Origin of the sequence: Pseudomonas sp. OIL-1 (assembly GCF_010669185.1) — a bacterium.
GTDB classification, from domain to species: Bacteria; Pseudomonadota; Gammaproteobacteria; order Pseudomonadales; family Pseudomonadaceae; genus Halopseudomonas; species Halopseudomonas profundi.
On sequence record NZ_CP048629.1, the window covers coordinates 2,974,234 to 2,987,928 of the forward strand.

12 protein-coding genes are annotated in these 13,695 nt (G+C 58.7%); all 12 read left to right on the forward strand.

Annotated elements, in window-relative coordinates:
- The first annotated feature begins 24 nt into the window (after positions 1–24).
- Positions 25–789: a class I SAM-dependent methyltransferase gene (locus G3M63_RS13840; protein WP_163983517.1), complete on the forward strand. Its 765-nt coding sequence runs from the start codon at positions 25–27 to the stop codon at positions 787–789.
- Between the two features lie 41 nt (positions 790–830).
- Positions 831–1,913: a 3-isopropylmalate dehydrogenase gene (gene leuB, locus G3M63_RS13845; RefSeq protein ID WP_163983518.1), complete on the forward strand. Its 1,083-nt coding sequence runs from the start codon at positions 831–833 to the stop codon at positions 1,911–1,913.
- Positions 1,914–1,986: 73 nt separating this feature from the next.
- Positions 1,987–3,099 (forward strand): aspartate-semialdehyde dehydrogenase, encoded by a 1,113-nt coding sequence (asd, locus tag G3M63_RS13850; RefSeq protein WP_163983519.1) that lies wholly within the window; start codon positions 1,987–1,989, stop codon positions 3,097–3,099.
- Between the two features lie 89 nt (positions 3,100–3,188).
- Positions 3,189–4,208: an aspartate-semialdehyde dehydrogenase gene (locus G3M63_RS13855; protein WP_163983520.1), complete on the forward strand. Its 1,020-nt coding sequence runs from the start codon at positions 3,189–3,191 to the stop codon at positions 4,206–4,208.
- 171 nt (positions 4,209–4,379) lie between these two features.
- Positions 4,380–7,199 (forward strand): FimV family protein, encoded by a 2,820-nt coding sequence (locus G3M63_RS13860; protein ID WP_163983521.1) that lies wholly within the window; start codon positions 4,380–4,382, stop codon positions 7,197–7,199.
- A gap of 3 nt (positions 7,200–7,202) precedes the next feature.
- Positions 7,203–8,060: a tRNA pseudouridine(38-40) synthase TruA gene (gene truA, locus G3M63_RS13865; RefSeq protein ID WP_163983522.1), complete on the forward strand. Its 858-nt coding sequence runs from the start codon at positions 7,203–7,205 to the stop codon at positions 8,058–8,060.
- Positions 8,061–8,117: 57 nt separating this feature from the next.
- A complete protein-coding gene (locus G3M63_RS13870; RefSeq protein ID WP_150301195.1) occupies positions 8,118–8,732 on the forward strand; it encodes a phosphoribosylanthranilate isomerase in 615 nt (204 codons plus the stop codon).
- The gene (gene trpB, locus G3M63_RS13875) at positions 8,725–9,942 is read left to right on the forward strand and encodes a tryptophan synthase subunit beta (RefSeq protein ID WP_256669827.1); all 1,218 of its coding nucleotides are present in this window, start codon (positions 8,725–8,727) and stop codon (positions 9,940–9,942) included. The genes G3M63_RS13870 and trpB overlap by 8 nt, the downstream gene beginning before the upstream one ends.
- Before the next feature lie 11 nt (positions 9,943–9,953).
- The gene (gene trpA / locus G3M63_RS13880; RefSeq protein ID WP_150301197.1) at positions 9,954–10,757 is read left to right on the forward strand and encodes a tryptophan synthase subunit alpha; all 804 of its coding nucleotides are present in this window, start codon (positions 9,954–9,956) and stop codon (positions 10,755–10,757) included.
- A gap of 43 nt (positions 10,758–10,800) precedes the next feature.
- A complete protein-coding gene (gene accD / locus G3M63_RS13885; RefSeq protein WP_150301198.1) occupies positions 10,801–11,712 on the forward strand; it encodes an acetyl-CoA carboxylase, carboxyltransferase subunit beta in 912 nt (303 codons plus the stop codon).
- A complete protein-coding gene (gene folC, locus G3M63_RS13890) occupies positions 11,712–13,013 on the forward strand; it encodes a bifunctional tetrahydrofolate synthase/dihydrofolate synthase (RefSeq protein WP_163983523.1) in 1,302 nt (433 codons plus the stop codon). The genes accD and folC overlap by 1 nt, the downstream gene beginning before the upstream one ends.
- Positions 12,997–13,635, forward strand: a complete 639-nt coding sequence (locus G3M63_RS13895) for an SPOR domain-containing protein (RefSeq protein ID WP_163983524.1) — start codon at positions 12,997–12,999, stop codon at positions 13,633–13,635. The genes folC and G3M63_RS13895 overlap by 17 nt, the downstream gene beginning before the upstream one ends.
- Positions 13,636–13,695: the final 60 nt, after the last annotated feature.

Consider the following 13,695-nt stretch of genomic DNA (forward strand, 5'->3'; position numbering starts at 1 on the left):
GCACCAGCTCGCCGGAGGAGCGCGATGAGCAAATTGGCACATGACCAGGTCGTTCAGCGTCAATTCGGCGAGCAGGCGCAGGCGTATCTGCAGAGCGGCATTCATTCGGTTGGGCCTGAACTGGCCGAGCTGGCGGAAGCCGTAACGCAAACGCGGCAGGCTCAGGTGCTGGATCTGGGTTGTGGAGCCGGCCACGTCAGCTTTCATGTGGCGCCGCTGGCAGGGTCTGTCGTCGCTTACGACCTGTCGCAAGGGATGCTTGATGTTGTCGCTGCCACAGCCGCGGAAAAAAAGCTTGGCAATATAAGCGTCAGGCAGGGCGCGGCGGAGCAATTGCCCTTCGCGGATGAAAGCTTTGATTTTGTATTCAGTCGGTATTCGGCGCACCACTGGTACGACCCGCTGCAGGCATTGCGCGAGGTGCGGCGCGTGCTCAAGCCATACGGTCGAGTTGCTTTTGTTGACGTTGCTTCACCTGGCGTGGCCTTGCTGGATACCTATCTTCAGACAGTAGAAGTGTTGCGCGACACCAGCCATGTGCGCGATTACTCCGCGACCGAATGGCTCGACATGTTCACTTCGGCTGGGTTGCTGGTATCCGGTCACCGCATGCAACGGTTGTCGTTGGAGTTCAGTTCCTGGGTCGGCCGCATGCGCACTCCCCGCGCTATGACTGAGGCTATTCGTCTTTTGCAACAATCAGTTAGCGAAGACGTTGTAAGTTATTTCGAGATATTAGGTGACGGTTCATTCAGCACCGATGTGATCGTGCTGTGGGGCGGTCGCTGATTTGTATTCACCAGACGCTGCGGCGTTAACAGAGAGAGATTATGAGTAAGCAGATTCTCGTTTTACCCGGTGACGGCATCGGTCCGGAGATTATGGGCGAGGCCGTCAAGGTGCTTGACCTGGCAATCGAAAAGTTCGATCTCGATATGCAACTTGAGACCGACGACCTGGGTGGTGCGGCCTATGACCGTTATGGTTCGCCGTTGGCTGATGAGACGCTGGAGCGCGCTCGCAAGGCGGATGCGATTCTGCTCGGGGCGGTAGGCGGGCCGAAATGGGACTCGATCGATCCGTCTCTGCGCCCTGAGCGGGGATTGCTGAAAATCCGCTCGCAGCTGGCGCTGTTCGGCAACCTGCGTCCGGCCATTCTGTATCCGCAGCTGGCCGATGCGTCGACGCTGAAGCCTGAGGTGGTATCAGGGCTGGATATTCTGATCGTGCGCGAATTGACCGGTGGCATTTACTTCGGTCAGCCACGCGAGCGCCGTACGCTCGAGAATGGCGAGCGACAGGCCTATGACACCTTGCCCTACAGCGAAAGCGAGGTTCGTCGCATCGCCAAAGTCGGTTTTGACATGGCCATGGTGCGCAATAAAAAGCTCTGCTCGGTCGACAAGGCCAATGTGCTCGCCTCCAGCCAGCTATGGCGGGAAGTGGTTGAAGAAGTGGCCAGGGATTATCCCGAGGTCGAGCTTTCGCATATGTATGTCGATAACGCTGCCATGCAGCTGGTACGTGCGCCCAAGCAGTTCGACGTCATCGTCACTGACAACATGTTCGGCGATATCCTGTCGGATCAGGCGTCCATGCTCACGGGCTCCATCGGCATGCTGCCCTCGGCATCGCTGGACTCGAACAACAAGGGTATGTATGAGCCGTGCCATGGCAGCGCGCCTGACATCGCGGGGCAGGGCATCGCCAATCCACTGGCGACCATCCTGTCCGTTTCGATGATGCTGCGTTACAGCTTCAATCAGGTTGTCGCTGCTGATGCCATCGAGAAGGCGGTCAGCCTGGTTCTCGATAAAGGGTTGCGCACTGGAGACATCATGTCGGAGGGCTGCCGTCGGATAGGCACCGCCGAGATGGGTGATGCCGTGGTAGCGGAATTGAAAAACCTGTAATCTGTACGGCTACGTGCATTCGGCTCATGCCGGATGCAGCTGTTTCTGAATTTTTACCCCCCGGGGGGCAAATATGAAAAGAGTTGGACTGGTAGGTTGGCGTGGCATGGTCGGCTCCGTGCTGATGCAACGCATGCGTGAAGAAAACGATTTCGACAACATCGAGCCGGTGTTCTTCACCACCTCCAATGTGGGCGGCCAGGGTCCGGATATCGGCAAGGATATCCCGCCGCTAATGGACGCCTTCGATCTGGAATCCCTGAAAACGCTGGACGTTGTCATCACCTGTCAGGGTGGCGATTACACCCAGGCCGTGTATGCGAAGCTGCGCGCCGAAGGCTGGAATGGTTACTGGATCGACGCTGCTTCCACCCTGCGCATGGAAGACGAGGCAGTCATCGTCCTCGATCCGGTTAACCGTCGGAACATCGATCAGGCGCTGCGTGACGGGGTCAAGACCTACGTCGGCGGAAACTGTACTGTAAGCCTGATGCTGATGGGGTTGGGAGGCCTGTTTGAAAACGGTCTGGTCGAGTGGATGACTGCCATGACCTACCAGGCAGCCAGTGGCTCCGGCGCGCAGAATATGCGGGAACTGATTAACCAGATGGGCACAATCAACGCCTCTGTCGCTGACAAACTGGCTGATCCAGCCAGCGCGATCCTGGAGATTGATCGCACTGTTGCCTCGACGCTGCGTGATGACAGTTTCCCGGTTGAGCATTTTGGTGTGCCATTGGCCGGCAGCCTGATCCCATGGATCGACAAGCAGCTGCCGAACGGGCAGAGTCGTGAGGAATGGAAGGCGCAGGCGGAGACCAACAAGATCATTGGTCGTAGCGGTCGTCCTATCCCGGTGGACGGCATCTGCGTGCGAATTGGTGCCATGCGCTGTCACAGCCAGGCATTGACCATCAAGTTGAACAAGGATGTGCCGCTCGCTGATATCGAGGCGATGCTGGATGCACACAGCCCTTGGTCGAAGGTAGTGCCGAACGAGAAGGAAGCCACTCTCCGGGATCTGACGCCGACGGCTGTTACCGGTAATCTGACGGTTCCGGTAGGTCGCTTGCGTAAGCTGAACATGGGATCGCAGTACCTGTCCGCGTTCACTGTAGGCGACCAGTTGCTATGGGGCGCTGCAGAGCCGCTACGTCGCATGCTGAACATTCTCCAAGAAGACTGAGGCTGGTCCAGCTCGATAGCTGAGCAGACCTGACAGGGCATTTCCGTTATTCGGGGATGCCCTTTTTGTTTTAAAACCAAGAGGTTGTAATGACGAAGTCATGTGATGTGGCAATAGTAGGTGTCTACGGGATCGTCGGCGAGAACGTGATGAGTCTGCTGGAGGATCACGCATTTCCCTTTGCTACGGTGCACCTGCTTGAAACCAGGGAAGCGGCTGGTGGCAGGCTGATGATCCATGGGCAGAGTCAGCGGGTGGAGATTGTCGAGCAGTTCGATTTCAGCCGGGTTCAGCTCGCGCTGTTTGTTGGCGACATGGACCTGGCAGCCGAGTGGGCCCCCAAAGCCGTGGCTGCCGGATGTGCTGTGGTTGATGCCACCGGCGCCTTCCGTGATGCGGATATCCCCCTGGTGGTCGCTGAAGTTAACCCTCAGTCTTTGTCCGGGTTCGCGACGCGGCGCATTGTTGCCTGCCCTGATAGTGAGGTTGCACAGGCTGCAGTCGCGTTGAAACCGCTGCTTGATGACGCTGGGCTGCGGTCGGTGAACATTGCGACCTATCAGTCCATGTCTACTCAAGGCAAGGAAGAGGTCGAGGCCCTGGCGTTGCAGACGGGTCGGTTACTCAACGGTCAGCCTGCAGAGCGGGGCGCATTCGACAAGCAGGCTGCATTCAACCTGATCCCACGCATCGGTGAAGTAGACGAAAACGGCGATAGTCAGTCTGAACGGCGCCTTGCCGAGGATTTGCGGCGAGTGCTGGGTCTGCCGGATCTCCCGGTGTCTGCGACCTGTGTACTGGTGCCTATCTTTTTTGGCACTGCCCAGGCGATGCAGGCGCGTACCGAACAGGTAATTGCCGGCAAACGTCTTGGCACGCTCATGCGTAAAGCCAAAGGAATCAAGCTGCTGGATAAGCCGGCCGAGGGCGGTTATCCAACGCCAGTCAGCGATGCCACGGGCAGTGACCATGTCTGGATAAGCCGTCTGCGTCAGGACCGTCTCGAGCCGCACTCAGTCAATCTGTGGGCCGTGTCGGATAATCTGCGAAAAGGTGTCGCACTTAACAGTCTTGAGGTCGCTGGGTTGTTGATAAAAGATTTTTTGTAATCAATACTTGCTGTGGATTTCAACTTAGCGGTTAAGGTTTGCAGAAGCAGACTTACGTAAGGCTCTGATGGGTATACGGGTAGTCTCTATCGGATGGGGGGAGTACAGGGCCGATAGAGATAGCCGGAGTCTTAGACGCGTGAAAAAACGATAAAGCAAAGGATTTTCGCTATGGTTCGCAAACTGGTTTTGGCTGTCACCGCGGCAAGCGCCTTGATGTCTTCCAATATGGCTCTGGCTCTGGGAGTAGGTGATATAAACCTGCGTTCAGCGTTGAATCAGCCCCTCGAAGCAGAGATCGAGTTGCTTCAGGTCAAGGATTTGTCCAGTGAAGAGATTCTGCCCACCCTCGCGTCAGCAGATGATTTTGGAAGGGCAGGTATCGACCGGGCGTTTTTTCTCACCGATCTGAATTTCACCCCCGAAATCAAGCCCGACGGGCGAGCAGTGATCAAGGTTACCTCCAGCAGACCAGTCAACGAACCCTTTCTGAACTTCCTTATGGAGGTACGCTGGCCTTCAGGTCGAGTGCTTCGCGAATTTACCGTACTGCTTGATCCTCCCCTGTATCAGACGTCATCTACTCCTGTCACTGCAGCGGCACCGGTAACCCCTCCGAGTGCCCCCCGCCAGCAAGCGTCAGCGCCTTCTCGACCTACGCAGCAGGCTGCGGCTGCGCGCCCTGCACAGCAGGCGTCATCCGCTGCGTCTGAAGGGGGGACTCTACGCACCAGTCCTTCCGATACGCTGTGGGAAATCGCCCTGGCACACCGGCCGCGCGGCGCTTCAGTACACCAGACCATGCTGGCCATCCAGGATCTCAATCCCCAGGCGTTCCTGAACCAGAACATAAATACCATGCTGGCGAACCAGACGTTGACCTTGCCTGATGCTGAGCAGGCATCGCAGCGAAGTCGCGCTGACGCCCTGGACCAAGTTGCCCAGCAGACCAGCGCCTGGCAAAGCGGCCGCAGGGCGGCTGAGCCATCGCAGCGTCAGCTCGATGCGCGACAGCGAGAAACTGCAGCGGCTGCGCCCGCCGAAGCCGATACCAGCGATTCGTTACGGCTGGTTGCCGGGTCTGAAGATGGCGGTGGCTCGGACTCCGCGGGTGGCAACGGCGAAGGTCAGCTACGTGATGCGCTTGACCGCACCAAGGAACAGCTCGATTCCGCTGAGAGTGAAAAAGCCGAATTGGCTTCGCGTCTCGACGATGTTCAGGGACAGCTGGAAACCTTGCAGCGGCTGCTGACATTGAAAGACACCCAGCTTGCTGCGTTACAGGAGCAAATGGGTAACGTGGCAGCGCAAGAGGCCGGTGCTGAGCCTGGCGCGCCTGAGAGCGCTGCTGTGGAAGAGGAATCACCGGTCGACCCCCAATTGGCGGGCACAGCCGAGCCGGTGGGATCGGATAACGAGTCGGAGTCTGCCACTGCGCAGGACGAGGCCGCGCTCGCGGAGGTATCGACATTGGATAACGAGGCAGTATCGGCCGCCGATGCGCCCGTTGAGCCCGTTGCTGTCGCAGAGGCGCCGAGCGTAAGCGAGCCTGTGGAAGCAACGTCTTCCGCGCGACCGGAAGTTGCAGCGGCACCGACCGAGTCCGCAGAGCCAGCCGAAGTCAGTGCAACACAAGCTGGCGGCATCGAGGGAATGCTTCAGCGCTTCCTGCAAAACCAGACCCTGATGTTGATAGCAGGCGCCGCGGCGCTGTTCATATTACTGCTGATCCTGATGTCGATTTCGCGCCGTAACGCTCGTCGCGAGCAGGAGTTGTCGAATGATTTCCTCGGTTCATCGGTAGACTCGGACAACGATATCGGTACGCATGACGGTGAGGATTTCAATGTTGCTCTGGCTAACTTTGACGAACCGGAAGATGACCAGCGTCTGAATCGGGATGTGATTACCGAAGCTGACGCACTGGTTGCCTATGGGAAACTGGCTGAGGCGGCTGAAACCCTGCGCTCTGCAATCGATGATGAGCCTGGACGTACCGATCTGCGGCTCAAGCTGATGGAGGTCGAGGCGCTTCAGGACCACCCTCAGGGCTATGCAGAGCAGGCTGAAGCGGTCGAGCATCTGGGCGGGGCGGATGCGCAGCTGGCGGAAATGAACGCACGGTTCCCGGCCATGGCTGCAGGTCTGGTCGGGGCCTCGATGGTGATCAGTGATCTGGACGAAAATGAATTCGACCTTGATCTCGATACGGCCCCGGGTGGTACTGACGACACGAGCGACTCCCTCTTCGAAGAGGACGCCCGCAACTTTGACTTCGGCGATCTCGACGAGCCTGCCCAGCCGAAAGACAGTCTCTTCGAAGACAAGCAAGATGAGAACGATGCGTTCGATCTGGATTTCGATCTGGACGACTCGCTTGCCGAAGAGCTGGCCAAGCCTGAGCCGACTGACGAAGCAACTGCTTCAGGATTCGACCTTGATCTGGATGATGAGCTTGACTCTGAAACGGCGTCCTCCGCGTGCGCTGATGATTTCGATGACGCTGATCTGGTATTGCCTCCACGCAATGAGAATGACGCGCTGACCGAGTTGGATGTTATCGATCCGCTTGAAGCTGATGCTGCTGCTACCGGCACCGGCGAGACAGCGGAAACCGAACAGACAACGGGTGACTTCGGTTTTTCTGATGCCGATCTGGCGGACTTTGAATCCGAGCTCAACGCGTCGATCGAAGCGGAAACTGAGGCAGCGGAATCTGAAGCCGACGCCGAGAAGCTATCTTCGTTGCCTGATGCACTGGACCCTTTCACTGGAAATATGCCCACCGATCAGGCGATGAGTGAAAGCATGGAAGATGAGTTTGACTTCCTGTCCGGCACCGATGAGTGCGCAACCAAGTTGGACCTTGCCCGTGCCTACGTTGATATGGGTGACGAGGAAGGTGCGCGTGATATCCTTGCTGAAGTGATTGAAGAAGGGAACGATCAACAGCAGCAGGATGCGCGTGAAATGATGGAGCAACTGGCCTGACAAATGGTTTCACAAACCTTCGAAGCGGCCGCCCCTGAGGCGGCCGTTGTTGTTTCAAGGGTAGCCGCCTGTATCGAATATCGCGGCACGGCCTATCGTGGCTGGCAACGCCAGCAAAGTGGCGTCCGCAGCGTTCAGGAAGCGGTCGAAAAGGCGCTTTCCAGAGTGGCAAATCATCCTGTGAGCACGGTGTGTGCAGGGCGGACGGATGCAGGCGTCCACGCGTCCAGTCAGATCATCCACTTTGACAGCGATGCAAGGCGTTCCATGGCCAACTGGTTCCATGGCGCGAACGCCAACCTGCCCGCGGATATCAGCCTGGCGTGGGCGCAGCCGGTAGAGCAGGACTTTCACGCTCGGTTTTCCGCAAAGGCCCGGCGCTACCGTTATGTTATCTACAACGACCCGGTGCGGCCGGCGCACCTCGCTCATGAGGTGACGTGGAACTACAGGACGCTGGATATCGAACGGATGCAGCAGGCCGGTGCGCTACTGGTCGGGGAGCATGATTTCTCCGCTTACCGCGCGGTTGCCTGCCAGGCTAAATCGCCGGTCAAGACGATCCATCATTTGCGCCTGGTTCGCTTCGGCCAGTTCATTGTGCTGGACGTTCGGGCGAACGCCTTTCTGCATCACATGGTGCGCAACATTGCTGGCGTATTGATGGAAATTGGTTGTGGCGAGCGACCGGTAGAGTGGGCCGCAGAGGTGCTGACAAGTCGAGACAGGCGGGAAGGAGGGTTGACCGCGCCGCCGTTCGGTCTGTATCTGGTTGATGTTACCTACCCTGAGCGGTTCCAGCTTCCTCATCGTTATATGGGGCCACATTTTCTGTCTGCGCTGAATTCGCTGGACGACTGACGCTCTCCGGATGATCTGCTACTATCGTCAGCCCTCGATTTCAAACGGGCATAGCGAATGGTACGAGTAAAAATCTGTGGCATCACCCGGGTGGAGGACGCGCTGGCTGCGGCCGCCGCCGGTGCCGATGCCATTGGCCTGGTGTTTTATGCAGCCAGCCCGCGTGCCGTCAGTATCGAACAAGCCCGCATCATTCAGCAGGCGCTACCGCCTTTCATTTCCACCGTGGGACTGTTTGTTGACGCGACTGCCGAACAGCTCCGCGAGGTGTTGGCCCAGGTTCGCCTGGATATGTTGCAGTTTCATGGCGATGAACCGGACGACTTCTGCCGACAGTTCGGAATTCCCTACTTGAAAGCCATCCGCGTCAGGCCCGGACAGGATGTCAACGCGGCAGCCGCACAATGGCCGGGCGCCTGCGGCATCCTGCTCGATAGTTATCGCCCCGGCGTCCCTGGCGGCACGGGTGAGGTGTTTGACTGGACCATGATCCCCGCTGAGCGCAAATGGTCGCTGGTGCTGGCCGGCGGACTCGATACCGCCAATGTGCAGCAGGCGATCACTCAGGCTCACCCCTGGGCCGTTGATGTGAGCGGCGGTGTAGAGCTTTCGAAGGGCAAAAAAGATATCGACAAAATCAATGCTTTTATCAGAGAGGCCAAGCGTGTCTGACTCTAACCCGATCGATTTTTCAGCTGTTCCGGATAACCGGGGGCATTTTGGTCCCTACGGCGGACGCTTTGTTTCCGAGACCTTGATGGATGCGCTCGAAGAGCTCGAGTCGCTGTACAACCGTTTATCCGCCGATGCCGACTTTCAGGCCGAATTTGATCGAGACCTCGCACATTACGTTGGTCGTCCGTCGCCGCTCTATCTGGCTGAGCGTCTCACGGCAAAGGTTGGAGGCGCACAGATCTATCTCAAACGTGAAGATCTCAACCACACTGGCGCACACAAGGTAAACAATACTATCGGCCAGGCGCTGCTCGCCAAGCACATGGGTAAGCCACGGGTCATTGCCGAAACCGGCGCGGGCCAGCACGGGGTTGCGACCGCGACAGTCGCTGCCCGGCTAGGCTTGAAATGTCAGGTATACATGGGTGCCGAGGACGTTCAGCGGCAATCATTGAACGTTTACCGTATGAAGTTGCTCGGCGCTGAAGTCATTCCGGTGACATCAGGATCAAGAACCCTCAAGGACGCAATGAACGAGGCGATGAGGGACTGGGTCACCAATGTGGACGATACGTTCTACATCATCGGTACCGTCGCCGGTCCGCATCCTTATCCCAAGCTGGTTCGGGATTTTCAATGCGTTATCGGCCGCGAAGCCCGCCAGCAATGCCTGGATCAGACCGGCGTGTTGCCTGATGCGCTGGTCGCCTGTGTAGGCGGTGGCTCCAATGCGATCGGCCTGTTTCATCCGTTCCTCGAAGATTCTGCCGTGCAGATGTACGGTGTCGAGGCCGGCGGGCGCGGTATAGAGACAGGGCAACACGCAGCGCCTCTGTGTGCTGGCCGCCCGGGTGTCTTGCATGGCAACCGCACCTACCTGATGGAGGATGACGCCGGCCAGATCATCGAGACCCATTCCGTCTCTGCAGGGCTTGATTATCCTGGCGTCGGGCCGGAACACAGCTGGCTCAAGGATATCGGCCGGGTCAATTACGTGAATATCACCGATGACGAAGCCTTGACCGCGTTCCGCGAGCTGACGCGGATCGAAGGCATCATGCCGGCGTTGGAATCCAGTCACGCGGTGGCGTACGGAATGAAACTCGCCGCTACCATGCGCCAGGATCAACGAATCGTCATCAACCTGTCCGGGCGCGGCGACAAGGACATTCACACCGTTGCAGGCATCGACGGAATAAGCATCTAGAAGAGTCTGAAATGAGCCGAATTCAACAATGTTTTGAAAACCTGCGCAGTGAAGGCCGCAAAGCCCTGATTCCCTACGTCACCGCAGGTGATCCCGATCCGTCCATGACGCTGCCGCTGATGCATGCACTGGTCGAGGCGGGCGCTAATATCATCGAGCTGGGCATCCCTTTTTCCGACCCGATGGCTGACGGTCCGGTGATCCAGCAGGCGATGGAGCGCGCCCTGTTGCACCATGTGAGCCTGCGCCAGGTGCTGGATATGGTTCGCGCGTTCCGCGAACAGGACCAGACGACACCTGTAGTACTGATGGGGTATTTGAACCCGGTTGAGCGCATGGGCTATGAAACCTTCGCCCGGGAGGCAGCTGACGCCGGAGTGGACGGCGTATTGACAGTCGACCTGCCCCCTGAGGAAGCCGATGAAGTGATTGGCTTTTTCAAGCAGCATGATCTGGACTGTATCTTCCTGATGTCGCCGACGACAACCCTGGACCGTGCCCGCCGAATCTGCGAGCAGGCCAGTGGTTATGTCTACTATGTTTCACTGAAAGGTGTGACCGGATCCAGTGCTCTGGACGTCACCGATGTGGCAAGCAAACTCGAAGCGCTGCGCACTGTGACCGATTTGCCTATCGGCGTTGGGTTTGGCATACGCGACGGTGAGTCCGCTGCGGCGGTGGGCAAGGTCGCTGACGGCGTGGTGGTAGGTTCGGTGTTGGTCAACAAGATTGCGACCTACGCCAGCCAGCCGGAACAGGCCCGCGAAGCGATCGCCGCGACCATCAGAGACATGCGACAGGCGATGGATCAGTGAGCAGTTCAACTCGAACAGCAGATAAATTGAATAAGGATTGGCAATGAGCAACTGGCTGGTGGATAAACTGATTCCTTCCATCGTACGCTCTGAGGCTCAGAAGAGCAGCGTACCAGAAGGCCTATGGCGTAAATGTCCCTCCTGTGATGCGGTGCTGTATCGACCGGAGCTGGAAAAGAATCTGGACGTGTGCCCCAAGTGTCAACATCACTTGCGCATCAATGCCCGCCGCAGGCTGGACATTTTCCTGGATAAGGAAGACCGCACTGAAGTGGCCGCTGAACTGGAGCCAGTCGATAAGCTGAAGTTCCGCGACAGCAAGAAATACAAGGATCGCCTGACCGCCGCGCAGAAGGAAACCGGCGAGAAGGACGCTCTGATAGTGATGCAAGGCAAGCTGAAGGGCATGCCGATTGTCGCCAGCGCCTTCGAATTCAGCTTCATGGGCGGCTCCATGGGCAGCGTAGTAGGTGCGCGTTTCGTCCGGGGCGCTGAGATTGCCCTGCGTGAGCGCATCCCTTATGTGTGCTTCCCGGCCTCTGGCGGTGCGCGGATGCAGGAAGCCTTGTTCTCCCTGATGCAGATGGCCAAGACCAGCGCCGCGCTGGCCCGGCTCAAGGAAGAGGGTATCCCGTTCATTTCCGTGATGACCGATCCGGTGTATGGCGGCGTGTCGGCGAGCCTGGCGATGCTTGGCGATCTGAATATGTCCGAACCCAACGCGTTGATCGGTTTTGCCGGTCCGCGAGTAATTGAGCAGACCGTTCGTGAGAAGCTGCCGGCCGGCTTCCAGCGCAGTGAGTTCCTGCTTGAGCATGGTGCGCTGGACATGATCGTCTCGCGGCTGGAAATGCGTGATCGCGTCGCCAGCATTCTGTCGATGATGACCGGCGTGGCGCTTCAGCCCGGAACCGAGCTGACCGAGACAACTGAAGACGAGGCCGACGAGGTCTGATGACGCCGCGCAGTCTCACCGAATGGTTGACCCGTCTGGAAGGGCTGCATCCCAAGGAAATTGATATGGGGCTTGCGCGGGTCAGTCGTGTCGCCAGCCAGCTGGACGTGCTGCGGCCGGCCTCGCTGGTTTTTACCGTGACCGGCACCAACGGCAAGGGCAGCACCTGTGCCGCGCTTGCATCGCTTCTGCACCAGGCCGGCATGCGTGCCGGCTGCTACACCTCCCCGCATCTTGTCCGCTATAACGAGCGCATCAGCATCGCCGGCCAGCTGGCCACTGACGACCAGCTCTGTCTGGCCTTCGAGGCTGTGGAACAGGCCCGGGGTGAGGTTTCGCTTACCTATTTCGAGTTCGGTACGCTTGCTGCGCTGTGGTTGTTCAAGGATGCAGAGCTGGATGCCGTCGTGCTTGAAGTAGGCCTCGGCGGCCGGCTGGATGCGGTCAATGTGGTCGATGCGAATGTCGCTGTGGTCACCAGCATCGGTCTGGATCATCAGGAATATCTTGGCGACACGCGCGAACTGGTGGGCTATGAGAAAGCTGGCATTCTTCGTCAGGGTCGCTCCGTGGTATGTGGGGAAATCGACCTTCCTGCAAGCTTCATCGGCGAAGTGAACCGACTGAATGCGAACTTGCTGCAGCGCGGCTCGCAATTTGACTGGTCGCACACGACAGATGGGCGCTGGTCGCTGTATGGCCTGGATTGTAAGAGCCAGTCGCGCACGCTGACCGATCTTCCGGCGGTGCGCCTTCCCCGTGACAACCTGGCGGTGGCGATACAGGCATTCTGGGCTGCAGGTCTGGACCTGTCGGACACCCTGTCAGCTCAGGCCCTGCGCGACGCTTACGTGCCCGGACGCGTGGAGTGGCGCACGGTGAGCTGGCTCGGTCAGCCGCGCAGGGTGTGTCTCGACGTCGGGCATAACCCTCACGCGGCCGCGTTTCTGGGCGCGTCACTGCAGCAACGTCCGGTTACCCGTCATGCCATTTTCGGCCTGCTTTCGGATAAGGATCTCCCCGGTGTGGTGGAGCCGTTGAGCGGGCTGTTCGAGTCCTGGGCGGTCACGCCTCTGCCAAGCCCGCGCAGCCGGTCCGCCGAGGAGCTTGCGGAGCATTTGATCGCAAGGGGCGAGCGGGCCGAGCTTTTCCAGTCCGTCGCAGACGCGTTGCGCGATGCGCTGGATAACACGCCGGCGACAACCGAAATAGTGATTTTCGGATCGTTTTTTTGCGTGGCAGACGCCATACTCTGGCTTTCCGAACACACTCAGGAGCTGACCGATGGATCAAGGCCTTAAGCAGCGCATAATCGGTGCACTGGTACTTATCGTAGCTGCCGTGGTGTTCCTGCCCATGCTGTTGTCCGGACAGGACGAGACGGTCACGGTGGAGATCGATGCCCCTCCTGCGCCCCAGATGGACGAGCGCGAGATTGACGTGGCTGCGCCAGTGGAATTACCGCAGCCCGAACAGGTCCCTGACTTGCCGCCCACACCCTTACCCGATCCCGAACCTATCCCTTTGCCCGAGCCTTCTGAGCCGCCTGAACCACCTGAACCGGCGGTTGCAGTAGCGCCGACGCCACAACCCGCTGACGCAATCCCGCCTGCGCCTGCGCCTGCCCAGCCGGCGCCGTCTCAGCCGACGCAAGCAGCGTCCGCTCCGACCGGCGACTGGGTAGTGCAGCTGGGAAGCTTCTCCAGCACCTCCAACGCAGAGGGTTTGCGCGAAACGCTGTTGACCCAGGGCTACAACGCCTATACCCGGTCTTCCAGTGTCGACGGTCAGTCGCTCACCCGTGTATTCGTCGGGCCGGTAATCGATCGTGAGGGTGCGAACCGTCTGCGCGACGAGTTGGCACGGCGACATGGCAGCAAGGGAATGGTCGTCGCATACGACTCCGACAATCGCTCGCAATGATGTTTCGATCCGATACGGCGCTCTGATAGAATGACGCACTTTTCGCAGCAGGGCGCCGAA